This window comes from Micromonospora sp. NPDC049171 (genome assembly GCF_040648275.1).
Taxonomy (GTDB): Bacteria; Actinomycetota; Actinomycetes; order Mycobacteriales; family Micromonosporaceae; genus Micromonospora.
Map to the genome: position 1 here is coordinate 110,631 of NZ_JBEZDJ010000026.1, position 22,426 is coordinate 133,056.

Consider the following 22,426-nt stretch of genomic DNA (forward strand, 5'->3'; position numbering starts at 1 on the left):
TAGGCGGGGTCGTTGTTGGATTGGTTGGCGCGCTTGGTGCTGGTGGTGGTCTTCTTGGTGTCGGTCTTCTTGGTGGTGGTGGTCTTCTTGGGCGTGGTCTTGTTGCCGGTGGTGGTCTTCTTGGTGCTGGGTCCGTTGTTGGTGTTGCGGGCGTTCTGTTCGCGGAGTTTGCGGGTGCGTTCGGTGACGCAGGTGTCGTAGCCGCCGCATTCCTTGCGGGCTTGGAGGTATGCGGGGTCGTTGTTGGATCGGTCGGTCTGCTTCTTGAGCTTGGTGTTCAGCTCGCGGAGTTTGCGGGTGCGTTCGGTGACGCAGGTGTCGTAGCCGCCGCATTCCTTGCGGGCTTGGAGGTAGGCGGGGTCGTTGTTGGATCGGTCGGTCTGCTTCTTGAGCTTGGTGTTCAGCTCGCGGAGTTTGCGGGTGCGTTCGGTGACGCAGGTGTCGTAGCCGCCGCATTCCTTGCGGGCTTGGAGGTATGCGGGGTCGTTGTTGGATCGGTCGGTCTGCTTCTTGAGCTTGGTGTTCAGCTCGCGGAGCTTGCGGGTGCGATCCGTGACACAGGTGTCGTAGCCGCCGCATTCCCGCTGGGCCTGGAGGTAGTTGCGGTCGTTCCTGGACCGCTTCGCGATGTTCTCGGCCTCCTCGTACTTGATCAGCGCCGGCCCGATCCGCAGGGCCTCGGTCTGCCGGAAGCCCTTCGAGCTGTCGAAGTCACGCCTGGTCTTCTCCCACGGGCTGCGCTCCGGATACTCGCGGTAGTCGTCGATGATGCGCTGGCGCAGCGCCGGATCCTCCATGGCGCGGTGCAGCAGCTTCTCGTCCTCCACCTGGCCGTGCTTGCGGATCTCGTCGGCGATGCCCTGGCCGATCAGCTCGCCGGCCCCGCTGTCGACCCGCGGGCCGCGCCGCCCGAGCACCGAGGACCATGGACGCGTCACCTTCGGGCCGGCGGACTGGAGTCCCTTCGGCGCGGTCCTGGTCGCGCCGGTCGGTGGCTTGTTCGGCCCCTTCGGGCGACGGGCCGTGGTGCCGGAGGTGTCGCCGTCGTCGCCCCTGCGACGGTCATAGTCGGCCTTCTCCGCCTCGGCCTCGGCCAGTTCCTTCTGGACGGCGTCGCGCTTCTTCGCCAGCTCCTTCTTGGCGCCCGGCAGAGCACCCCTCCGCTCGGCCTTGGCGATTTTTCCGTCCAGATCCTTGAGCGTGTTCCGCAGCCGTTTGACGTTCCCGTCGTAGTCGGGCTTGCTGGGCGTCGCATCGCGGAGGCTGCGACGGTTGTTGGCCACGTCCTTCCGCATCTTCGGCAACTTGGCCGCTGCCTTGGCCCGTTGCTTCGGCGAGCGGGTGGTGTCCGTCGCGATCTCCGTCAGCCTCTTCAGCTTTCGTTCGCTTCTCTCAAGCTTCTTCCTCTGGGCCGTAAGGCGCTTCTGCGCCTTGCGGTAGACCGCCTCGCCGTCTTGGAGCAGGGGGTAGAGGTCCTTCAGACTGAAGCCGGTCTTGCCCTCCGCCACCCACCCCTGGACCCGGTTGATGACCTGGTCCGCGATGATCTTCTTCATGTAGTTCGGGTCGTCCGGGGTCGGTGAGCCCAGGGCCGAGATGTCGTAACCGAGTTGCGCGAGCATCCGACGGGCTCGCGACATCGCGTTGCGGGATTCGGCCGGATCCGGTGTCGGGCTGGCCGCCGCCGGGCGCTCGTCCGGTTCTCCGGGGGCAGCCGACGCCGCCGGCGCCGGGGCGACAAGCATGAGGCTCGCCGCGACGGCGACCACCGCGACAAGCGGCACCAGCCAACCGCGCACCACCACCGCCCACCGCGCCAACAGCCAGCCGGTCCGCGGGGAACGGCATCCCGCACGCGTGGTACCCATCACTGCCCTCCAAACCTTCGCCTGCCACGGTCACCCGCCGCCCAGGGCGGCCGGCCCGGATCACGACCGGGCCGGTGGGCGCCGACATCGCGGCCGGCGCTCACTCGTTCCATGACAGCCGTCCCCACCACGTCCGGGAAGAGCAGCCGCAGGTCGGGACAGTCCCGGACAGGGTCCGGCGCAAGCAGGGAGGTAGCCGGGTCAGACCCGGCCTCAGCGGCCGTCGCGGGGAGCGAAGACGGCGAGCGCCTCGGCGTCACCGTGCCGGGATCGCAGGTATTCGTCGGCCCACTCGGCGGCGTCCGGGAAGGTCGAGTCGGCTGCCACCCGGGCGCAGGCGGCGTCGACGTCGAAGCGGGTACGGCGAAGCTGCACGCCGGGTCCGAGTAGCGCCCAGTACGCCCCCGCGCCGCCGTACGGCATGCCGATGCTGCCCGGGTTGACGACCAGACGTCGGTCGACCAGCCGGGTGAAGGGCATGTGGGTGTGGCCGCAGACCACGGTGGTCACCTCGGCCGGCACCGCGGCGAACACCTCCGCCCAGCGCCCCATCCGGGTGTCGACGAGAACGACCTCCTCGTCGTCGCGGGGGGTGGCGTGGCAGAAGAGCACCGGGCCCAGGCCGTCGATCTCCAGGGTCACCGTCAGCGGGAGTGCGGCCAGCCGATCCACCTGGTCGTCGCGAAGCTGTTCGGCGGCCCAGTTCGACACCTCGATGGAGGCGGGGCGGCCGGCGCGGGCCTCGACGAGTTCCCGGTCGGCGTTGCCGCCCACCCAGCAGATCCGGTCGCCGAGATCAGCGAGCAGGTCCAGCACCTCGACCGGTTGTGGACCGGCCGCGATGTCCCCGGTGAGCACGATCAGATCGGCGGCGGCGACGTCCGGCTCGGCCAGCACGGCCTCCAGCGCGGGCAGCACCGCGTGGATGTCGGAGAGGACAGCAACCCGGTTCGGCATCCGCCCACCCTGGTTGCTGGCGCTGCGCCGAGTCCAGCGATTCCGCTACGGGCAGACGGCGAAATCCGGCCCGGTCCGCGTGCCGCGGGCCGGGCCGGAACGTCACGGGCGCCGGGGTGGTAGCCCGGCGCGCCGGATCAGACGCGGGCGCGCCGGGCCAGGCGCTCCGGGTCCAGGATGATGATGCTCTTGCCGTCCAGTCGCAGCCAGCCGCGCGAGGCGAAGTCGGCGAGCGCCTTGTTGACCGTCTCCCGGGAGGCGCCGACGAGCTGGGCGATCTCCTCCTGGGTGAGGTCGTGGGTCACCCGCAGGACGCCACCGTCGCGGGTGCCGAACCGGCCAGCCATCTGGAGCAGGTTCTTGGCGACCCGACCCGGCACGTCCGTGAAGATCAGGTCGGCGAGCGAGTCGTTCGTCCGTCGCAGCCGCCGGGCGAGCACCCGGAGCAGTTGTTCGGCGATCTCCGGGCGGTTGGCCAGCCACGGCCGCAGCGCCTGCTTGCGCAGTCGTACGAGCCGGGTGTCCGTCACCGCGGTGGCGGTCGCCGTACGCGGACCCGGGTCGAAGAGCGACAGCTCACCGACCATGTCCGACGGCCCCATCACCGCGATCAGGTTCTGTCGGCCGTCCGCTGCGCGGCGACCAACCTTGATCTTCCCGGACAGCAGGATATAGAGGCTGTCACCGGGCTCGCCCTCATTGAAAACGATCTCGCCCTTGCGGACCTCGATCGTCTCCATCTCCTTGGCAAGCGCTTCGGCAGCTTCCGGGTCGACACCCTGGAAGATCCCGCTGCGGGCCAGTACCTCGTCCATCGCGCACCTCCGGTTGCGCGTGCCGTCCGTCGGCCGGGGCCGCCGTCCGCTGATCCCCTCGCGCGCCGCCAAGTCTAGGCGCACGTGAGCATGAATCCGAGGTCGCCCCTGGAATCTTGATCGTTGGGCGTAACCTGCCCGACGTGCTAAGCGAGCCAACTCTGACCAGTCGTGTCGAGGACGGGCGGGACACGCCGCTGCTCGTCTGGCGCGCCGACGGTCCCCTGCGGGCGGTCAGCAGTGCCCCGCTCGGCGGGGGGATCGGGGCTCGGCACTGGGTGCTGAACGCGACGGTGTCGATGTCGTACGACCGGGACGACCCGGCCACCCACCTGGCCGCGCTCGCCGCCGGCCTCGCCCTCGACGGGCCGGGCGTCGGTCTGCTGACCGGCGTGGACGTGGCCGAGGTGGTGGCGCGGACCGACACCGGGGTGCGGGCCTGGGCGACGGTCGGGCTCGGCACGCCGGTGCTCGCGGCCGCGCCCGCACCGCCCGCGCTCGCCGAGCGCGTCGGCACGGTCAACATCGTGGTGTACGTGCCGGCCCGGCTCGCCGACTCGGCACTTGTCAACGCGGTGGCCACGGCGACCGAGGCGAAGGCCCAGGCGATCACCGAGCTGGGGCTGCCGGGGACCGGCACGCCTACCGACGCGGTCACCGTGCTCTGCCCGGTCGGCGGGCCGGAGGCCGCGTACGGCGGGCCGCGCTCCACCTGGGGTGCCCCGCTCGCCCGAGTGGTGCACGCCGCGGTGCTCGCCGGGGGTCTCCGGGTGGTCGTGCCCTGGTCAGAGCAGGTGTCCGGCTGAAATTTCGACCGATCGGCTCTCGTCGGCGAGTTTAGAGCCCGGTAGGGTCGCGAGCGATGTATGGTCCCGCCCCCGTCGCGTCCCGTCCGCGGCGCCGCGTCGCCGTCGGCCTCGCCGCGCTGCTGGCCACCCTGCTCGTCGCCGGCTGCGGTGACTCCGGCGGCGAGGCCTCCGTCTGGCAGCCCGGTGCCGGCGGCGGTGGCACCGGCGCGCCGGTGACCGCTGTCGATCCGGAGGGGCCGGCAGCCCCCGCTGACGGCGCCGCGATCTCGCTCTCCGCCACCGGCGACATCATCATGGGTAACGCGCCGAGCCGGCTGCCCGCCGCCGGCGGCAAGGGCTTCTTCACCTCGGTCACCGAGGCGCTCAAGGCCGACCTGGTGATGGGCAACCTGGAGGAGCCGCTGACCGTGGACACGGGCACCGGCAAGTGCGGTGCCAACTCCACACGCTGTTTCCAGTTCCGGGCCCCACCGGAGTACGCCGCCCACCTGCGCGACGCCGGCTTCGACGTGCTCAACCAGGCCAACAACCACGGCAACGACTACGGGCCGAAGGGCTACGAGAACACCCAGCGGGCGCTGGAGAAGTACGACCTGCAGCACACCGGCGCGCCGGGCCAGATCACCGTGGTCGACGTCAAGGGTGTCAGGGTCGCGGTGGCCGGCTTCTCGTCGTACGCCTGGTCCAACAGCCTTGTCGACATCGCCGGGGCGAAGACTGTGGTCGCCAAGGCCGCCACCATGGCGGACCTGGTCGTGGTGCAGGTGCACATGGGTGGCGAGGGTGCGGAGAAGACCCGGGTGAAGCCGGGCACGGAGATGTTCCTGGGCGAGAACCGGGGCGACCCGGTCAAGTTCTCACACGCCATGATCGACGCCGGTGCGGACCTGATCGTCGGGCACGGGCCGCACGTGCTGCGCGGCATGGAGTTCTACCGGGGCCGGCTGATCGCCTACAGCCTCGGCAACTTCGCCGGCGGTGGCAACTCGCTGAGCAACGACGGACGGCTCGGCTGGGGCGGGGTGCTGAAGGTGTCGCTGAAGCCGGACGGGAGCTGGGCCGGTGGCTCGTTCACCTCGACGTACATGAACGACGCCGGTAAGCCGACGATGGACTCGAACGACCGGGGTCTGGGCCTGATCGGCGACCTGAGCCGGAGCGACTTCCCCAGGAGTGGCGCCCGGTTCGACCGGCAGGGAAAGATCTTCCCGCCAGCCGGCGGCTGACCCGCGGAGGAACGTTCGGGGCGCGACGTAGGCTGACCGTCGTGACCAGTAGTCCCCCCGGTGCCAGCGAGACCGACCTCGGGCGCAAACGCCGTGCCCGCAAGATCGGCCGGGTGCTGGCCGAGACGCATCCCGACGCGCACTGCGAGTTGGACCACTCCAGTGCCCTCGAGTTGTCCGTCGCCACGATCCTCTCCGCGCAGTGCACGGACAAGAAGGTCAACGAGGTCACCCCGAAGCTCTTCGCCCGCTACCCGAGCGCCGCCGCGTACGCCGCAGCCGACCGCGGCGAGATGGAGGAGCTGATCCGGCCGACCGGCTTCTACCGGAACAAGACCGACTCGCTGATCAAGCTCGGCCAGGCGCTTCTCGACAGGTACGACGGCAACGTCCCCGGCCGGCTCGCCGACCTGGTGACGCTGCCCGGGATCGGCCGCAAGACCGCCAACGTGATCCTCGGCAACGCCTTCGACGTTCCCGGCATCACCGTCGACACGCACTTCCAGCGGCTGGTCCACCGGTGGCGGCTGACCGACGAGACCGACCCGGTCAAGATCGAGCACGCGGTCGGCGCGCTGTACGACAAGCGTGACTGGACCATGCTGTCGCACCGGATCATCTTCCACGGGCGACGGGTCTGCCACGCCCGTAAACCGGCCTGCGGCGCCTGCACACTCGCGAAGCTCTGCCCCTCGTACGGCACCGGCCCGACCGAGCCGGCCGCCGCCGCGAAGCTGCTCAAGGGCCCTCGGGCGCGCGACCTGGCGGTGGCCGCCGGTGTCGATCCGGAGCTGGTGCCCGCCCAGGCGGTCGCCGCGGAGGTGCCGTGAACCGCCGCCACGGTGCGGGTGCGACGAGCCGGCGCCTCGCCCTGGTGATCCTGCCGCTGCTGCTGACCGTGACCGGCTGCACCAGCGGCACGGCCGACGACGAGCCGGCCCCCGGCCCGGCCGCCGCCGAACGACCCTCGCCGTTCCGGGACTGCGCCACACTGAACACCGCACCGGCCGCCGCATCTCCCGGCGCGGCGGCGCCCTCCGGCGCGGCGGCCCCCGCCGGTGGCGGGCAGGCGCTGCCGGAGCTGACGCTGCCCTGCTTCACCGGCGGTGCCCCCGTCGCCCTGCGGGACGTGGCCGGGCCTGCGGTGATCAACGTGTGGGCTTCCTGGTGCGGGCCGTGCCGCACGGAGCTGCCCGCCTTCCAACGGCTCAGCGAGCGGACCGCCGGACGACTCCAGGTGGTCGGGGTCAACACCCGGGACAGCCGGGACGGCGCGCGGTCCATCGGCGAGGACTTCGGCGTACGGTTCCCGATCCTGGTCGACCAGGGCGACGCGGTGCAACGGGAGCTGCGGCGCAACGCCTTCCCGCTGACCCTGTTCGTCGACGCGCAGGGCCGGATCCGGCACGTGGACGCCACCGGGGCGCTCGACGACGCCCAGCTCGCCAAGCTGGTCCGCCAGCACCTCGGTCTGGTGGTGCCGGCGTGACCCGTCGACCGCCCGAGTGGATCGAGCCCCTGTTGACCCGGCTCGGCACCGCCCGTGCCGAGGACTTCACCCGGCTGACCACCCCGGCCGAGGGCGGTCGGGAGAGCGCCGTGCTGGTGCTGCTCGGTGAGCAGCCCGGCGCCGGGCCCGACGTGCTGGTCCTGCAACGCGCCGCCACCCTGCGTACCCACGCCGGCCAGCCGGCCTTTCCGGGGGGTGCGGCCGACCCGGAGGACGCCGATGTCCGCGCCACCGCCCTGCGGGAGGCGAACGAGGAGGTCGGCCTGGACCCGACCAGCGTGACCGTGCTGGCCGAGCTGCCGAAACTGTGGATCCCGGTCAGCGACTTCGTGGTCACACCGGTGCTGGCCTGGTGGCACGACCCGCACCCGGTGCACCCGCGGGAGCCGGCCGAGGTGGCGCACGTGGCCCGCCTGCCGGTGAGCGAGCTGGTCGACCCGGCCAACCGGCTGCGAGTCCGCCACCCGAGCGGCTGGATCGGTCCGGCGTTCTCGGCACGCGGGATGCTCGTCTGGGGCTTCACCGCCGGGGTGCTGGCCACCCTCCTGGAGATGGGCGGCTGGGCCCGTCCGTGGCCGCGTGGCCGGGTGGTGGAGCTGCCGCCCAGCGGTGCCACCCCGGCGCCGTCGGCGGGCACCGACGAGGCCGACGAGACAGCCCTGCGCTGACCGCGACCTCACTTTCCGCAAGCGATGGTCATCCGGCGGGCGCACTGCCCGTACGCTTGACCCGTGTCCGTCGTGGATCTGCTGCTGCTCCTGCTCATGCTTCTGTTCGCGATCAGCGGATACCGCCAGGGCTTCGCCATCGGCATCCTGTCGCTCGCCGGGTTCTTCCTGGGTCTCCTGCTGGGTCTCCAGCTCGGGCCGCTGTTCGCCAGGCAGTTCGTGGATCCGGTCGCCCGGGTGCTGATCTCGCTGGTGGTGATCTTCGGGTTGGCCGTGATCGGGCAGGCGCTGGCCGGCTGGCTCGGCTCACGCCTGCGTAAGACGATCACCAGTGACGTGGGCAGGCGGGCCGACGACATCGGCGGGGCCGTCGTCTCGCTGCTCGCGGTGCTCCTGTTCGCCTGGCTGATCGCCGTGCCGTTCGGCTCGTCCGCGGTGCCCTGGATCGCCGCGGCGGTGCGCAACAGCGCGCTGATCACGGTGGTCAACCGGGTCCTGCCGAACGAGGCCCACGACCTCACCACGGCGTTGCAGGACACGCTCGACACCGACGGGTTCCCGGACGTCTTCGGTGACCTCGCGCCCACCCGGGCCCGGCAGGTCGACCCGCCCGACCCGGCGCTGGCCGGCTCGCAGGTGGTGGTCAACGGTCAACGGTCGGTCGTCAAGGTGCTCGGCTCCGCGCCCAGTTGCTCACGCCGCATCGAGGGCTCCGGTTTCGTGTACGCCGACGACCGGGTGATGACCAACGCGCACGTCGTCGCCGGCACCCGCTCGGTCGCCGTGGAGCTGGGCGGCGAGCGGTACGACGGCAAGGTGGTGGTCTACGACCCGGACCGGGACCTGGCCGTGCTGCTCGTGCCCGGGTTGCCCGGTCCGTCCCTACGGTTCGCCGCCGGCAACGCGGGCAGCGGCTCGGACGCCATCGTGCTCGGGTTTCCGCTCGACGGCCCCTACAACGCGCAGTCGGCCCGGGTCCGCGACGTCGACCAGATCACCGGACCGGACATCTACTCCGCCAAGGACGTGACCCGGGAGGTCTACACGATCCGGGCGTTGGTCCGCAGCGGCAACTCCGGGGGGCCGTTGCTGTCCGCCAACGGCCTGGTCCTCGGCGTGATCTTCGCGGCGGTGGCCGACGACCCGAACACCGGCTTCGCGGTGACCGCGGCCGAGGCCCGCCCGGTGGCGCTGGCCGGTGCCGAACGCAACCGGCAGGTCGGCACCGGCGAGTGCACCTGACCGCCGAACGGGGTCAGCTGGAGGCGGGCGCGGTTCGTCGCCCGGTCGGCAGCTTCGCCCGGCCCCACCGCAGCCCTCGGTCCAGCACCGCACGGGCCATGATGGCGACGCAGGTGCCGCCGTTGAGGAAGGACGCCACCACGTCGCTCGGGTGGTGCATCCCCCGATACATCCGGGTCAGCGCCACACCCAGCGGCACCATCAGCAGCAGCGTCCACCAGGCGACCTTCGCACCGGTGCTGCGCGCCCGCAGCGCCATCAGCACGGCGATGCCGACATAGAGCGCGACCGCGGCCGAGGTGTGCCCGGAGGGAAAGCTCGACGTGGGCGGCGAGACGTCCATGTGCTCCACCGCCGGTCGCTGCCTGTCGATCGCCAGCGTGGTCAGCAGGAACACCAGCGCCTGGGCGGTCACCGCCGCGCACAGGAACAGCGGCTCCCGCCAGCGGTTCAGCCAGAGCCGCAGCGCCAGCGCCACCAGGACGGTGACCACGACGATCATCTGGGTGCTGGCCAGTGTGCTGAACACCAGCGAGACGGTGTTCCAGCCGTCCGTGCGGTCGCCGGCGAGCTCCCGGTTCACCGTGTCTTCCACGGTGAACGGCCAGGTCCGTACGAATACCCGGGTGACCAGCACCCCGAGCAGCACCATGACGACGAACAGGAGGGACACCGGCAGCAGCACCCGCCGGATGATCTGGACCACGGTGTCGGACATGGGTGCGCCAATACCCGGTGGACCTCGTCGGCACGCCTCAGACCGCCCCGGGGTGCCGCTCGACCTCGGGAGCAACGCCGTCGCGGACCGGCTGGACCGGCCGAAGGCCGGTGTGTGCACGCCAACTGGTGAACGCGGCGGTGGTGGCCGCGACCACCGCCACACCGAGCAGCCAACCGCCGAGCACGTCGCTGGTGAAGTGCACACCGAGCGCCACCCTGCTCAACCCGGTCACCACGGTGAGCAGCAGCACGGCGACCCAGAGCGCGGCCCGCGCCACTCCCCGGCCGACGTACGGCAGGAACACCAGCAGCAGTACCCCGGCGGTCAGCGTGGCGTTCAGCGCGTGCCCGGAGGGGAACGAGTAGCCGGCGGCCCGCGCCACCGGGTCCAACAGTTCCGGGCGGTCCCGGCCGACGAGCAGCTTCAGCAACGGGCCGAACAGCCCACCCACCACCATGGTGGTGGTCACCCAGAGGGCCAGCCGGCGGGCTCCCCGGCGCAGCAACCAGATCACCAGGAGCAGGGTGACGGCCCGCAGCGGCATCGGCGCGAACACCTCGCTCCAGATCCGCATCAGCACGACCCAGGCCGGGTGCTCGTGCGCGTACCCGTGCAGCCCTGCGGTGACCGCCGTGTCCAGCCGGTGCAGCGGTGCCCAGGCGCCGAGCACCAGCAGCGCGAGCAGCGCGAAAGGCACAAGCACCAGGAAGGCCGCCGTCGCGGCCAGGGTCAGCCGCAGCCCCAGCGGGTGGTCCGGGTCGAGTCGGCGGTGCCGCCAGGTCGGGGGTCGGGTGGTGCCGAGAGTACGTGGGCCGGGCGCGTTCATGCGAACCGTTCTACCCCACCGATCGGCCGGTCAGCCCTCGGTCAACGGGACCGCTGACGGAGTCGGCGCACCAGCAGGGTGGCGCCGCCGGTCAGCGCGACGAAGAGCACGAGCCCGGTCCACAGTTGCTCCGGTGCCGACGTGTCCTGGCCACCTGCCGCCCGGGCCCTCCACCGGGTCTGCTGATGGGGGGCGGCGAGACCGAGCGGATCGCTGCCGGCGCCGGCCACCGAGGCGTCGGCCGAGCCGGGAGCCGCGCCGAAGCCAGTCACACCCGGCGACGTCTGGTCGTCCAGCGGGTTGGCGGTCACCGGCGGCACCTGGGCGGTCAACGCGGCAACCGGGTCGACCATCCCGTACCCGAAGCGGTCGTCCCGACCGGTCGGACCGAGATCCCGGGCGGTGGCCAGCAAACGGTTGACCACCTCACCCGCGGGCATCTGCGGAAAGCGGGACCGGACCAGCGCGGCGGTGGCCGCCACCAGCGGTGCGGCGAAGCTGGTGCCCTGCACCCGCCAGTACCCGCTCGGGGGTTTGGCGCCGACCAGCCCGGTGGCGGGAGCGCTGAGCACCGTCGGCCGGCCGGTGATCGAGCCGGACCACAGGTTCTCGCTGCTGCGCTCCAGGCCGGTGACCGCGACGACGCCCGGCTCACGGGCCGGATACCAGACCTTGGTGCTGGTGGAGGTGGCCAGGTTGCCGGTGCAGGCGATGACGACCACGTCCCGGACGAACGCGTAGTCCAGGGCCGCCGCCAGGGCCGGGCTGTCGCCACTGCCACCCAACGACAGGTTGATCACGCGGGCGCCGTGGTCGACCGCCCAGCGAACCCCCTGGGCGACGATCAGCGCGTCGTCGTAGCGATTGTCCTCATCGAGCACCCGGACCGGCAGGATCCGCGCGTCCGGCGCGAGGCCGACCACACCCCGCTTGTCGTCCTTGCGGCCGGCGATCAGGCCGGCGACAGTCGTACCGTGCCCCACCGGATCCGGGCCCGGACCCCCGGCGGGGCCGACCAGATCCTGACCGGGCAGCACCTGACCGACCAGGTCGGGATGACTGCCGTCCACCCCGGAGTCGACCACGGCGACTGTCACGCCCCGGCCGGTCGAGCTGCGCCAGGCGGTCTCGGCCTGCAACTCGTCGAGCTGCCACTGCTCGTCGCGGACCTGGTCGGTGCGGGCGACGGTGTCGCCGGGGGCGAACGCCAGCGGCGCGCCGGCAAGCTGCCCGCCACGGCTGGGCGCGGTGACGGGCACGGCCGCCGCGGTCGGCGCCACGACGGTGAGCGCCGCGGCCACACCGAGCAACGCCCGGACGGTCGCCCGTCGGGCCGCCGACGGACCGCTGTGCCGCACCCCTGTCACATCCCCAGCCATTCATCCCGACGGAACCATGACGATCGGAGATTACCGGTTTCCCCACCCGTCACGGGAAGAACCGGCGAGTCAGGTCACTGCGGCGGCAGTTGTGCGAGCTGAACAAGGCGTACGCCCTCCCGTCGGGTGACCAGCCGACCACGCCCCGGCGGCAGCGGCCCCGGCCGCACCGGGCCGACGAGTGCACCCTCCTCCGGGCTGCCCGCCATCACCAGACCGGCGGTGGAGAGTTCCCGCAGCCGCTGCACGATCGGCTCGTACTGGGCGCGGCCCGCACCACCGGACCGGCGGGCCAGCACCAGGTGCAGCCCGACGTCCCGCGCGTGCGGCAGGTGCTCCTCCAACGCGCGCAGCGGGTTGGCCGGCCCGGCCGCCACCAGGTCGTAGTCGTCCACCAGCACGAACAGCTCCGGCCCGGACCACCAGGACCGGTCCCGCAGCTGCTGCGGGGTGACCTCCGGCCCCGGAGTCCGCCGCTCCAGGTAACCGGCGGCCGACTCGACCAGGTCGCCGGTGTGCGCCGCGGCGGTGCCGTACCCGATCAGGTGCGGCGTCTCGATGGCACCGAGCAGGCTGCGCCGGTAGTCGACAAGGATCACCCGGGCCTGCTCGGGAGTGAACCGGGTGATGATCGACGTGGCCAGCGCCCGCAGGAACGACGACTTGCCGCACTCCGAGTCCCCGAAGACCACGAAGTGTGGCTCGGTGGCGAAGTCGAGCACCACCGGACGCAGGTCCGCCTCCGCGATCCCGATCGGCAACCGCAGCCCGCTCGTCGCGGCGAGGTCCAGATCGGCGTACGGCAGCACCGGCGGGAGCAGCCGGACCCGGGGCGCCCGCGGGCCGTCCCAACTGCCGGCGACCCGCTTGACCAGATCGGCGGTGTCCCCGCTGCCGGTGAGGTGGGGCAGCGCGGTGAGGAAGTGCAGGCCCTCCGCGGTCACCCCCCGACCCGAGCGCTCCGGCACGTTGGCGGCGGCACGCCGGGCCACCAACGAGTCGGACGGGTCACCGAGGCGCAGCTCCAGCCGCGAGCCGAACAGGTCCCGGATCGCCGGACGGAAGTCCAGCCAGCGCAGCGCGGTGGCGACCACGTGCAGCCCGTACGACAGGCCCCGGGTGGCCAGGTCGGTGACCAGCGGTTCCAGGTCGTCGTACTCGCCGCGGACCGTACTCCAACCGTCGATCACCAGGAACACGTCGCCGAAGGGATCGGCCCCGGGCTGGCCTGTCGTTCCCGCCGCGGCCCGGCGCTGCCGGTACCCGGCCATCGACTCCACGCCCAGCTCCGCGAAGCGGCGTTCCCGATCGGCCAGCAGGGTGGTCATCTCGCCGACGGTCCGTCGTACGGCGGTCGGGTCGGCCCGGCCGGTCACCCCGCCCACGTGCGGAAGGTCGCGCAGCGCGGCCAACCCGCCGCCTCCGAAGTCGAGGCAGTAGACCTGCACCTCGGCCGGGGTGTGGGTGAGCGCCAACGCGCAGATCAGCGTGCGCAGGGCTGTGGACTTGCCGCTCTGCGGCGCACCGACCACCGCGACGTGCCCGGCGGCGCCGTCCAACACCAGCCAGAGCAGGTCCCGGCGCTGCTCCAACGGCTTGTCGACGACGGCGAGCGGCACGCCGAGCGCGCCGTGCAGCTCCGGGTTGCCCACGGTTAGCCCACGCTTCGGGTCCACCTCGACCGGGCCGAGCAGCTCGTCCAGGGCCGGCGGCTGACCGAGCGGCGGGAGCCAGACCTGGTGCGCCGGCGGGCCCTGCCCGACGAGCCGGTCCACCAGCAGGTCGAGCAGGGTCTCCCGGTCCTCCTCCTCCGCCACGACGGGCACGACCGGGGTCGCCGGCTCGGGCACCGGCACGACGTGGGTGGTGAAGGTGAGCAGCCGGGCGCCGCCCTCGGCGGTGACACCGGCCGTCGCGGACCGCCGGCGGACGACACCGGAGACGTACGCGGCCTTGAACCGGGCCAGCGGGTCGGTGCCGGCGCGCAGGTAGCCGTGCCCCGGCGACCGGGGCAGCTCGTGCGCGTCCGGCACCCCGAGCACGGTGCGCGACTCCAACGCGGAGAAGGTACGCAGACCGATGCGATAGGAGAGATGGGTGTCCAGCCCGCGCAGCCGTCCCTCCTCCAGCCGCTGGCTGGCGAGCAGCAGGTGCACGCCGAGCGACCGGCCCAGCCGGCCGATCTGCACGAACAGGTCGATGAAGTCGGGCTTGGCGGAGAGCAGTTCGGAGAACTCGTCGCAGATCAGCAGCAGCGACGGCAGCGGAGCCAGTGGACTGCCGGCCGCCCGGGCTCGCTCGTAGTCGCGCACGCTGGCGAAGTTGCCGGCGCGGCGCAGCAACTCCTGGCGGCGGACCAGCTCCCCGTTGATCGCGTCGACCATCCGGTCGACCAGGGGCAACGCGTCGGCCAGGTTCGTGATCACGGCCGCGGTGTGCGGCAGCCGGTCGAACGAGGCGAAGGTGGCGCCACCCTTGAAGTCGACGAGCACGAAGTTGAGCTGTTCCGAGCTGTGCGTGGCGGCCAGCCCCAGCACCAGCGTGCGCAGCAACTCGGACTTGCCGGAGCCGGTCGCCCCGATGAGCAGGCCGTGCGGGCCCATCCCGTCCTGGGCGGACTCCTTGAGATCCAGTTCGATGGCGCCGCCGTCCGCGCCCACCCCGATCGGCACCCGCAGCCGGTCCCGTGCCGAGCGCGGCAACCAGCCCTGCTCAGCGGTGAAGCTCTCCGGGTCACCGAGCCCGAGTAGTTCGGGAAGACCCAGGTCGGCCTGGAGCGGAGCGTCCGGTCCGCGTGCCGCCCCGGCGAGCCGCAGTGGCGCCAACCGCCGGGCGATCGCCTCGGCGTCGGCGAGGTCGAGCTGGTCGGCGGTGCCCACCTCGGCGTGCCCGTCGGACGACCACGAGTGCAGCCGTCGGCCGTGCAACTCCAGCAACAACGCGTACCTGTCGAGCAGCCGAGGTGGCGGGGTGTCCAGGTCCAGCACGGTGACCGCGTCGATGCCGCCGTCACCGGTCAGGTCACTGGCGCCGGTCAGGTCGCCGCCGTCGAGGACCACCACCACGTGCGGGCCGTCGGTGGCCGGACCGGCCGGGCTGAACCGCGACCGACTGGCCAGCACGTCGGCCAGCAGCCGCTCCAACTCGGCGGCGGAGCTGGTGACCAGGCGTACCGGGCCGAGCGCGTCGGTGCGGCTCGGATGGTGCGCGTGCGGGAGCCACTTCACCCACTCCCAGCAGGCCCGGCGTTCGGGCCCGGCGCAGACCGCGACGAGCAGCTCGTCGGGGGCGTGGAAGACCGCGAGCTGGGTCAGCACGGCCCGGACCAGCGACTGCGTCGCCGGGTCGCCGGTGGGTGGCCCGCCGGTGGCCGGGGTGCCGCCCCCGCTCCGGCCGGCGGGCCGCACGTGCACCCGGGCGAAGCTGCGCAACGACAGGGCCACCGGCAGGTCCGGCACGACGGAGTACGCGTCCAGGAAGCGGCGCAGCGCGCCGGCGGTCATCGGCTCCAGCTCCTCCAACGGCCGGGTGACCGGTGGGACGAGCGGGGTGGCCAGGGTCTGCGGACCGACGGCGACCCGCACCACCGCGAAGTCCGGGTCGGCGGGCCGCCGCTCCCAGACCCGGTGACTGTCCACCGTCGACCAGAGCCCGCCCGGGTCCGGGTGCCGGTAGTAGAGCCCGGCCCGCTGCTGTCCCGCGGTGCGGCGGACCCGCCGCCGCAGCGTGGCCAGGTGGCGCAGGTACTCCCTGCGGGCGGCCATCATCTCGGACTTCTTCGGTGTGCCGGAGGCGCTGCCCCAGGAGGTCACCAGCATCGCCAGCGAGGAGAGCCCGAACATCCCACCCACCACGTACGAGTAGGCGCCGCCGCCCCGGCCGAACATCATCGCCATCGCCACCGTGCCCCCGAGCATCGGCAGCACCATGAGCATCTGCTGCCACCGCCCGCCGGCCACCACGGGGATCTCCGGCGGCGCCTCGACCGGCAGCTCACCGGCGGGGATCTCCGGCGCCGGTCGACGGGGCGGGCGCTTGATGACGACGGTGGACAACCGGCCTCCTGACAGCGCTGGGTAACCCGAACCGGACTCATGGTAGGTAAAGTCCTGTCGTCCGCGCAGCCTCCGATCCCCCTCGATATGGAGACCAGTCGATGACTACCGGGCTGGCCCGCGTCACCATCAGCGCGCCGCAACGACGGGTGGACGTCGCCCTGCCGGAGCAGGTGCCCCTGGCCGAGTTGCTGCCCGACGTGCTCCGACACGCCGGTGTCGGGCTCGCCGACGACGGCGAACAGCACGGTGGGTGGGTCCTCCGCCGCACCGACGGCGCGCTGCTGACGACCGCGCAGGCGCTGCTGCCCCAGGGCGTCCGCGACGGTGAGGTGCTGCACCTCGTGCCGGCCCGCGCGCACTGGCCAGAGCTGGAGTACGACGACGTGGTCGAGGCGATCGCCGACGGTGCCCGCCGCCGTGGCGGGGCCTGGTCGCCCACCGCCACCCGGGCCGCCGGTCTGGCCGGTGCCGCCGTACCGCTCTCCGTCGGGCTGCTCGCCCTGCTCGTCGGCGGCCCCGCGCACCGGGCCGGCTGGCTGGCGGCCACCGTGGTGGCGCTGCTGCTCACCGTCGCCGGCACGGTGGCCTCCCGCGCCAACGGCGACGGCACCGCCGGGGCGACGCTCGGAGGCTACGCGCTGCCGTACGCGTTCATGGCCGGCGCCCTCGCGGTCGGCTCCGGCGACCCGGTCGGGCCCTTCGGGCCGGCCCGCTGGCTGGGCGCACCCGAGCTGCTGGCCGGTTCGGTGGCGCTGCTGCTGGTGGCGCTGATCGGCCTGCTCGGGGTGGCCAGCCGACTGCGGGTCTTCGTGGCCGGTGTCACGGTCGGCCTGCTCGGCGCCGGGGCGGCGCTCGGTGGGCTGCTGCTGACCCCGGCCGGCACGGCGGCGGTGCTGCTCAGTGCACTTGTCTTCGCCATCGGCGTGCTACCGCTGCTGGCCATCCGGCTGGGCAAGCTGCCCCTGCCGCCGATCACCCTGCCGACCTCGACCCCCACCGAAGGGCCGCAACGGGCCCGGGACCTGCCGGACCGGAGCCGGGTGCACGCCGCGGTGACCCGCACCGAGGAGGTGCTCACCGGGATGCTGATCGGGCACGCGCTGCTGGCGGTGGCCGCGGCGGCCGTACTTGGTGTCGCCGGCGCGACGGCCGGCCGGGTGCTGCTGGCGGTCACCTCGGCCGTGCTGCTGCTGCGGTCGCGGTTGTTCGTGGCACTGCGGCACCGGGTGCCGACGGTGCTCGCCGGGCTGGCCGGCTACGCCGTGCTGGGCGCGGTGCTCGTCGACCGGGCCGACGACGCCGGGCGACTGGCGCTGGTCCTGGGCGGTGCGGTGCTGGCCCTGGTGGCTGCCGCCGGCGGCACCGGATACGCCCGCCGGCCGGTCTCGCCGTACCTCGGGAGGGTCGCGGACCTCACCGACACGGCCCTGGTGGTCGCCGTGGTGCCGATCGCGTGCGCGGTGCTCGACCTGTACGACCGGGCCCGGGGGCTGCTCGGTTGAGCGGCCCCCGGGCCCGGTGCGTCAGCGGTCGTCAGTGGGCGGATTCGCCGCGCGCCTCGGCGTCGCGGGCCCGCTGGTAGGAGGCGTGGATCTCGGCCTCGGCCTCGGTGCGGCCGACCCAGGTCGCGCCCTCCACCGACTTGCCGGGCTCCAGGTCCTTGTACACCTCGAAGAAGTGCTGAATCTCCAGCCGGTCGAACTCGCCGAGGTGGTGGATGTCGCGCAGGTGCTCCTGGCGAGGGTCCTCGTAGGGCACGCAGAGGACCTTGTCGTCCCCGCCCTTCTCGTCGGTCATCCGGAACATGCCGATGGTGCGGCAGCGGATCAGACAGCCCGGGAAGGTCGGCTCGGGGACGAGCACCAGCGCGTCCAGCGGATCGCCGTCCTCGCCCAGAGTGCCCTCGATGAACCCGTAGTCGGCCGGGTATTGAGTGGAGGTGAAGAGGGTGCGGTCCAGCCGGATCCGGCCGGTCTTGTGGTCCACCTCGTACTTGTTCCGGTGACCCTTGGGGATCTCAACCGTCACGTCGAAATCCATCTGCACGCTCCCTCGTCTGCCCACGCTGGCTAACGGAACCACTGGCGGCCCCTCCGGACAGGTGAATGCCCACCCGCCGACTCCGGCCGCCGCATAGTCTTCGGACCGAAGTAGTGTCACCCAAGCCGATTTTCGCTGGGGGAGGAGGGGGTCGTGGGGAGGGAAGATTCACACTACCGCCCGGACGGGGGCTCCGCGCACGGTACCGGACGATCCGGATCCGGTGGCGCCACGGGGAGGGTTCCGGTGCCGGAGGCCCACCTGCCACGGACTCCCGAGCCAGCGACCCCGGCCCCCGAGCCAACCCCGCCGCTGCCCTGGCGCCCGCCGACCGGCTCGCCCCCACCCGCCCCGAACACCGGCCGCTTCCCGGTGGTCGGCGGTGACCGGCCGACGAGCGGCCCGCCGCGCGGCAGCGCAGCCGTCCCGGTGAGCCCGGCTCTGCCCGGCCCGACCTCGGGTGGTCCGTCGCGTGGCAGCGCGTCGGTGCCGGTGAGCCCGGCTCCGCCCGGCGCGTGGCCTGGCCCGACCGCCGGTGGCGCCGATGTCCCACCGCTGGGTCCGCCGATCTCCGCGTTGCCCTCGCCCGCCGGTGCCGCGCCGGCACCCGCGCCCGCCGCCCCGGCTCGTCGGCGGCGGCTGCCGGTGGTGTTGGCCGTCGTGCTGCTGTTGGTGCTCGCCGGCGTCGGCGTCGTCGTCGTCCGACCTGGTCCGGTCGCCGGATGGCTGGGGGACGACGCCGGGTCGGCGCCGAACGCGGCCGGCGGGACCCCGGAGCCGGACCCGGCCGACGTGCTGCCCGGCCCGGACCCGAACGCCGCGCTGCCCACCCCGGACGGGGTTCGTGCCGTCCTCGACCCGCTGGTCGGGGTTGCTGCCCTGGGCCCTCGGGTGAACGTCTCGGTGGCCGATGTCATCTCCGGCCAGACGCTGTTCGGCAAGGGGGCGGACGACGGCACCGTGCCCGCCTCGGTGACCAAGCTGGCGACGGCGGTGACGGCGCTGGCCGCCCGAGGACCGGGCTACCGGATCCCCACCCGCGCGGTGGCCGGCGCGAAGGCCGGCGAGGTGGTGATCATCGGTGGCGGCGATCCCACCCTCGCGATCAACAAGAAGGGCTACTACCCGGGCGCGGCGCGGCTCGACGATCTGGCCGCCCAGGTGCGTACGGCGCTCGGCGGCACGGCCCCGACCAGTGTCACAGTCGACGGTTCGGTCTACTCCGGCCCGGTCTACGGCCCGGGCTGGGACGACGACATCCCCACCGGCGGGTCCGGCGGCGCGGTGACGGCGTTGATGACCGACGGCGCTCGTCGGGACCCGGGTGTCGCACACGGCGCCGCGGAGCGGTTCGCCGAGCCGGACCTGGCCGCCGGTAAGTCGTTCGCGCGGCTGCTGGGTGTGCCTTCCGACGCCGTGAAGCGTGGCACGGCCCCGGCACCCGCCGCGGCCGGTGGCACCCCGGCGGCGGGCACCGAGCTGGGGGTGGTGCTGTCTCCGCCGATGATCCGGCTGGTCGACATCATGATCAGCGAGAGTGACAACCTGGTGGCCGAGGCGCTGGCCCGTCAGGTCGCGTTGGCCCGTAACCAGCCGGCCTCGTACGACGGCGGCGCTGCCGCGATGGACGCGGAGGTGGCCGAGCTGGGCCTGCCCGCCGACGAGATCACCCTCTCTGACGGCAGCGGTTTGTCCCGCAACAACCGGATCAGCCCGTCGTTGCTGACCGACCTGATCCGCCTCGCGGCGAGCCCGGACCATCCGGAGTTGGCAGGCGTCTTCGGCGGTCTGCCGGTGGGCGGCTGGTCCGGGACTCTGGACGAGCGCTACCGCAACACCGCCGGCACCGCCGCCGGAGCGGGGAGCGTCCGGGCGAAGACCGGCACACTGACCGCCGTGCACTCCATCGCGGGCCTGGTCACCACCGCCGATGGTCGGCTACTCACCTTCGCGGTGCTCACCGACAAGGTGCCGGGCGAGAAGGAAACCGCCCAACCGGCGCTGGACCGGATCGCCGCCGCACTGGCGAGCTGCGGCTGCCGCTGACCGGCACCGGCTCGGGGCCTCCGGCCCCCTCGGGGCCGCCAGCGCCGTCGATCGGCGGCGCGAGCCAGGGCCGGGGTGTCGCGGCGCGGGTACGGTGGGTCCATGGCGCAGTTCGTGGACTGGGATCTGGCCGCCGCCACCGCGGGGGCGTTGAGCAAGTCGGGCCCCCGGGTGTCGTATGCCGAGGCTACCGACGTGGTCGGCGACCTGCGCCGACTGACCGAGGAGGCGGCCGGGCACGTGGCCGACTACACGGGGCTGCGGGCGCAGGTGGCGCATCCGCCGGTCCGGGTGGTCGACAGGCGTGACTGGGCCGCGACAAACATCGCAGGTCTTCGCGAGGTCATCACTCCGCTGGTGAGCCGGCTGTCCGGCGACAAGCAGCCGGGCGCGTTGACCGAGGCGGTCGGCTCCCGGCTGACCGGGGTGCAGGCCGGCACGGTGCTGGCCTACCTCTCCGGCCGGGTGCTCGGGCAGTACGAGGTCTTCTCGGCCGACCCGGGTCAACTGCTGCTGGTCGCCCCGAACATCGTCGAGGTGGAACGCAAGCTCGGTGCCGACCCACGGGACTTCCGGCTCTGGGTGTGCCTGCACGAGGTCACCCACCGGTCCCAGTTCACCGCCGTCCCGTGGATGCGGGGCTACTTCCTGGGCGAGGTGCAGGCATTCGTCGACGCCTCGTCCAGCGGGAGCGAACACCTGGTCGAGCGGCTGCGGCGCGGGGTGGCCACGCTGTCCGAGGCGGTCCGTGACCCGGAGAGCCGCACCAGCGTGCTGGACATCGTGCAGACCCCGGCGCAGCGGGCCGTGCTGGACCGGCTCACCGCGTTGATGACCCTGCTGGAGGGGCACGCCGAGTTCGTCATGGACGGCGTCGGCCCGCAGGTGATCCCGAGCGTGGGGCAGATCCGGGCGTCGTTCAACCGACGCCGGGAGGCGGGTAACCCGCTGGAGAAGGCCATCCGCCGACTGCTCGGGGTGGACGTCAAGATGCGCCAGTACGCCGAGGGACGCAAGTTCGTGCACGGCGTGGTGGAGCGGGTCGGCATGGACGGGTTTAACTCGATCTTCAACTCGCCGCTCACGCTGCCCCGGCTGTCCGAGTTGGGTGACCCGGATGCCTGGGTGGCCCGGGTGCACGGCCCGGCCGGCACCGTTCCGGCCGCTGGCTGATTTCCCAGCGGTGGCCGCGCTCGCCCCGCCAGTGGCCGCGATCCGGGTGGCCGTCCGTCGCGCCCTGACCGGCCTGCCGGCCGGCGGGCCGGTGCTTGTCGCCTGCTCCGGCGGAGCCGACTCGCTCGCCCTCGCGGCGGCCGCCGCGTTCGTGGCGCCACGGCTGGGCCGCGCCGCACTGCTCGTCACTGTCGACCACGACCTGCAGGTCGGCTCGGCGGAGCGTGCCGAGGCGGTGGCCGCCTGGGCCGCCGATGTCGGTTTCGCGTCGACGACAGTGGTGCGGGTGGACGTGGCCGGGCGTCCGGGCGGGCCGGAGGCGGCGGCCCGGGAGGCGCGTTACGAGGCGCTGACCGAGGTGGCCCGGCAGCAGAACGCCGTCGCGGTGCTCACCGGCCACACCCGCGACGACCAGGCGGAAACGGTGCTGCTGGCGCTCGCCCGGGGTGCCGGCCCACGAGGGCTGGCCGGAATGCCGGCCCGGCGGGACCTGGGCGGGGTGCCGCTGCTGCGCCCGCTGTTGGAGATCGGTCGGGAGCAGACCCGCGCCGCGTGTGCCGTGCTCGGGCTGAGCCCGTGGCAGGACCCGCACAACACCGATCCGTCGTACGCCCGCTCCCGGGTGCGGGCCGACCTGCTGCCGGCGCTGGTGCGGGCGCTCGGGCCCGGCGTGGTGGACAACCTCGCGCGTACCGCCGGGTTGGTGGCGGCCGACAACGCCGCGCTCGACGAGGTGGCGGCGGCGGCGCTGGCTGCGGCACGGTGCCCCGACGCAGGGCTCTCCGTGCCCGCGCTGGCCGGTCTGGCCCCCGCGGTGCGTGGCCGGGTGCTGCACTCCTGGGCGCGTGAGCTGGGTGCCTCGCCGGGAGCGCTGTCGCACCGGCACGTCAACGCCCTGGACGCCCTGGTCACCGACTGGCACGGTCAGGGCCCGACCGATCTGCCCGGGGGTCTTCGGGTGCTCCGCCGCGGCGGCCGACTGTCGCCGCTGAACCCCGGCTGATCCGCCGCCGGTCGACGCCTCGAACGCACCTCGCCGAGGACCTGCCCCACCACCCTGCGGACCCTTTGCTCTGCACCCGCCGATG

At 73.0% G+C, this 22,426-nt stretch carries 18 protein-coding genes; 10 read left to right on the forward strand and 8 right to left on the reverse strand.

What is annotated here, in order from left to right; translation table 11 throughout:
• The 3 genes from AB0B14_RS28665 to AB0B14_RS28675 all read right to left on the reverse strand — a co-directional run.
• A partial coding sequence (locus AB0B14_RS28665) for a hypothetical protein (protein ID WP_357525187.1) occupies positions 1-1,868 on the reverse strand: 1,868 nt, incomplete at its 3' end.
• 213 nt (positions 1,869-2,081) lie between these two features.
• A complete protein-coding gene (locus AB0B14_RS28670) occupies positions 2,082-2,825 on the reverse strand; it encodes a metallophosphoesterase family protein (protein WP_357075533.1) in 744 nt (247 codons plus the stop codon).
• 137 nt (positions 2,826-2,962) lie between these two features.
• Positions 2,963-3,640 carry a Crp/Fnr family transcriptional regulator gene (locus AB0B14_RS28675; RefSeq protein ID WP_110563686.1) on the reverse strand — a complete coding sequence of 226 codons (678 nt, stop codon included), beginning with the start codon at positions 3,638-3,640 and terminating at the stop codon, positions 2,963-2,965.
• A gap of 143 nt (positions 3,641-3,783) precedes the next feature.
• Between AB0B14_RS28675 and AB0B14_RS28680 the strand changes: the two genes are divergently transcribed.
• The 6 genes from AB0B14_RS28680 (at position 3,784) to AB0B14_RS28705 (ending at position 9,095) form a co-directional block, all read left to right on the forward strand.
• Entirely contained in the window at positions 3,784-4,446 is a 663-nt protein-coding gene (locus tag AB0B14_RS28680; RefSeq protein WP_357525189.1) for an adenosylcobinamide amidohydrolase, read from the forward strand.
• 56 nt (positions 4,447-4,502) lie between these two features.
• Positions 4,503-5,675: a CapA family protein gene (locus AB0B14_RS28685; RefSeq protein WP_357525191.1), complete on the forward strand. Its 1,173-nt coding sequence runs from the start codon at positions 4,503-4,505 to the stop codon at positions 5,673-5,675.
• Between the two features lie 41 nt (positions 5,676-5,716).
• Positions 5,717-6,505, forward strand: a complete 789-nt coding sequence (gene nth, locus AB0B14_RS28690) for an endonuclease III (protein ID WP_357075542.1) — start codon at positions 5,717-5,719, stop codon at positions 6,503-6,505.
• The gene (locus tag AB0B14_RS28695) at positions 6,502-7,164 is read left to right on the forward strand and encodes a TlpA disulfide reductase family protein (protein ID WP_357525193.1); all 663 of its coding nucleotides are present in this window, start codon (positions 6,502-6,504) and stop codon (positions 7,162-7,164) included. The genes nth and AB0B14_RS28695 overlap by 4 nt, the downstream gene beginning before the upstream one ends.
• Positions 7,161-7,853, forward strand: a complete 693-nt coding sequence (locus AB0B14_RS28700; RefSeq protein WP_357075548.1) for a CoA pyrophosphatase — start codon at positions 7,161-7,163, stop codon at positions 7,851-7,853. The genes AB0B14_RS28695 and AB0B14_RS28700 overlap by 4 nt, the downstream gene beginning before the upstream one ends.
• A gap of 63 nt (positions 7,854-7,916) precedes the next feature.
• Complete coding sequence (locus tag AB0B14_RS28705) at positions 7,917-9,095, forward strand: MarP family serine protease (RefSeq protein WP_357075551.1); 1,179 nt, start codon at positions 7,917-7,919, stop codon at positions 9,093-9,095.
• Between the two features lie 13 nt (positions 9,096-9,108).
• Here AB0B14_RS28705 and AB0B14_RS28710 read toward each other — a convergent pair whose 3' ends face one another.
• The 4 genes from AB0B14_RS28710 to eccCa all read right to left on the reverse strand — a co-directional run bounded on the left by AB0B14_RS28710 (position 9,109) and on the right by eccCa (position 16,076).
• Positions 9,109-9,813: a phosphatase PAP2 family protein gene (locus tag AB0B14_RS28710; protein ID WP_357075554.1), complete on the reverse strand. Its 705-nt coding sequence runs from the start codon at positions 9,811-9,813 to the stop codon at positions 9,109-9,111.
• A gap of 37 nt (positions 9,814-9,850) precedes the next feature.
• Positions 9,851-10,642 carry a phosphatase PAP2 family protein gene (locus tag AB0B14_RS28715; protein WP_357525195.1) on the reverse strand — a complete coding sequence of 264 codons (792 nt, stop codon included), beginning with the start codon at positions 10,640-10,642 and terminating at the stop codon, positions 9,851-9,853.
• 41 nt (positions 10,643-10,683) lie between these two features.
• A complete protein-coding gene (gene mycP, locus AB0B14_RS28720) occupies positions 10,684-12,021 on the reverse strand; it encodes a type VII secretion-associated serine protease mycosin (protein WP_357075560.1) in 1,338 nt (445 codons plus the stop codon).
• A 74-nt stretch (positions 12,022-12,095) separates the two neighbouring features.
• On the reverse strand, positions 12,096-16,076 hold the full coding sequence (eccCa, locus tag AB0B14_RS28725) for a type VII secretion protein EccCa (protein WP_357075563.1): 3,981 nt from the start codon (positions 16,074-16,076) through the stop codon (positions 12,096-12,098).
• A gap of 101 nt (positions 16,077-16,177) precedes the next feature.
• Between eccCa and eccD the strand changes: the two genes are divergently transcribed.
• On the forward strand, positions 16,178-17,581 hold the full coding sequence (eccD, locus tag AB0B14_RS28730; RefSeq protein WP_357075566.1) for a type VII secretion integral membrane protein EccD: 1,404 nt from the start codon (positions 16,178-16,180) through the stop codon (positions 17,579-17,581).
• Positions 17,582-17,612: 31 nt separating this feature from the next.
• Here eccD and AB0B14_RS28735 read toward each other — a convergent pair whose 3' ends face one another.
• Complete coding sequence (locus AB0B14_RS28735; RefSeq protein ID WP_109816465.1) at positions 17,613-18,119, reverse strand: inorganic diphosphatase; 507 nt, start codon at positions 18,117-18,119, stop codon at positions 17,613-17,615.
• 576 nt (positions 18,120-18,695) lie between these two features.
• Between AB0B14_RS28735 and dacB the strand changes: the two genes are divergently transcribed.
• The 3 genes from dacB to tilS all read left to right on the forward strand — a co-directional run bounded on the left by dacB (position 18,696) and on the right by tilS (position 22,341).
• Positions 18,696-20,165, forward strand: coding sequence for a D-alanyl-D-alanine carboxypeptidase/D-alanyl-D-alanine-endopeptidase (dacB, locus tag AB0B14_RS28740; protein ID WP_357525207.1), 1,470 nt, complete (start codon positions 18,696-18,698; stop codon positions 20,163-20,165).
• Positions 20,166-20,267: 102 nt separating this feature from the next.
• Positions 20,268-21,338: a zinc-dependent metalloprotease gene (locus AB0B14_RS28745; RefSeq protein ID WP_357525197.1), complete on the forward strand. Its 1,071-nt coding sequence runs from the start codon at positions 20,268-20,270 to the stop codon at positions 21,336-21,338.
• Positions 21,339-21,348: 10 nt separating this feature from the next.
• Positions 21,349-22,341, forward strand: a complete 993-nt coding sequence (tilS, locus tag AB0B14_RS28750; RefSeq protein WP_357525199.1) for a tRNA lysidine(34) synthetase TilS — start codon at positions 21,349-21,351, stop codon at positions 22,339-22,341.
• Positions 22,342-22,426 lie beyond the last annotated feature (85 nt).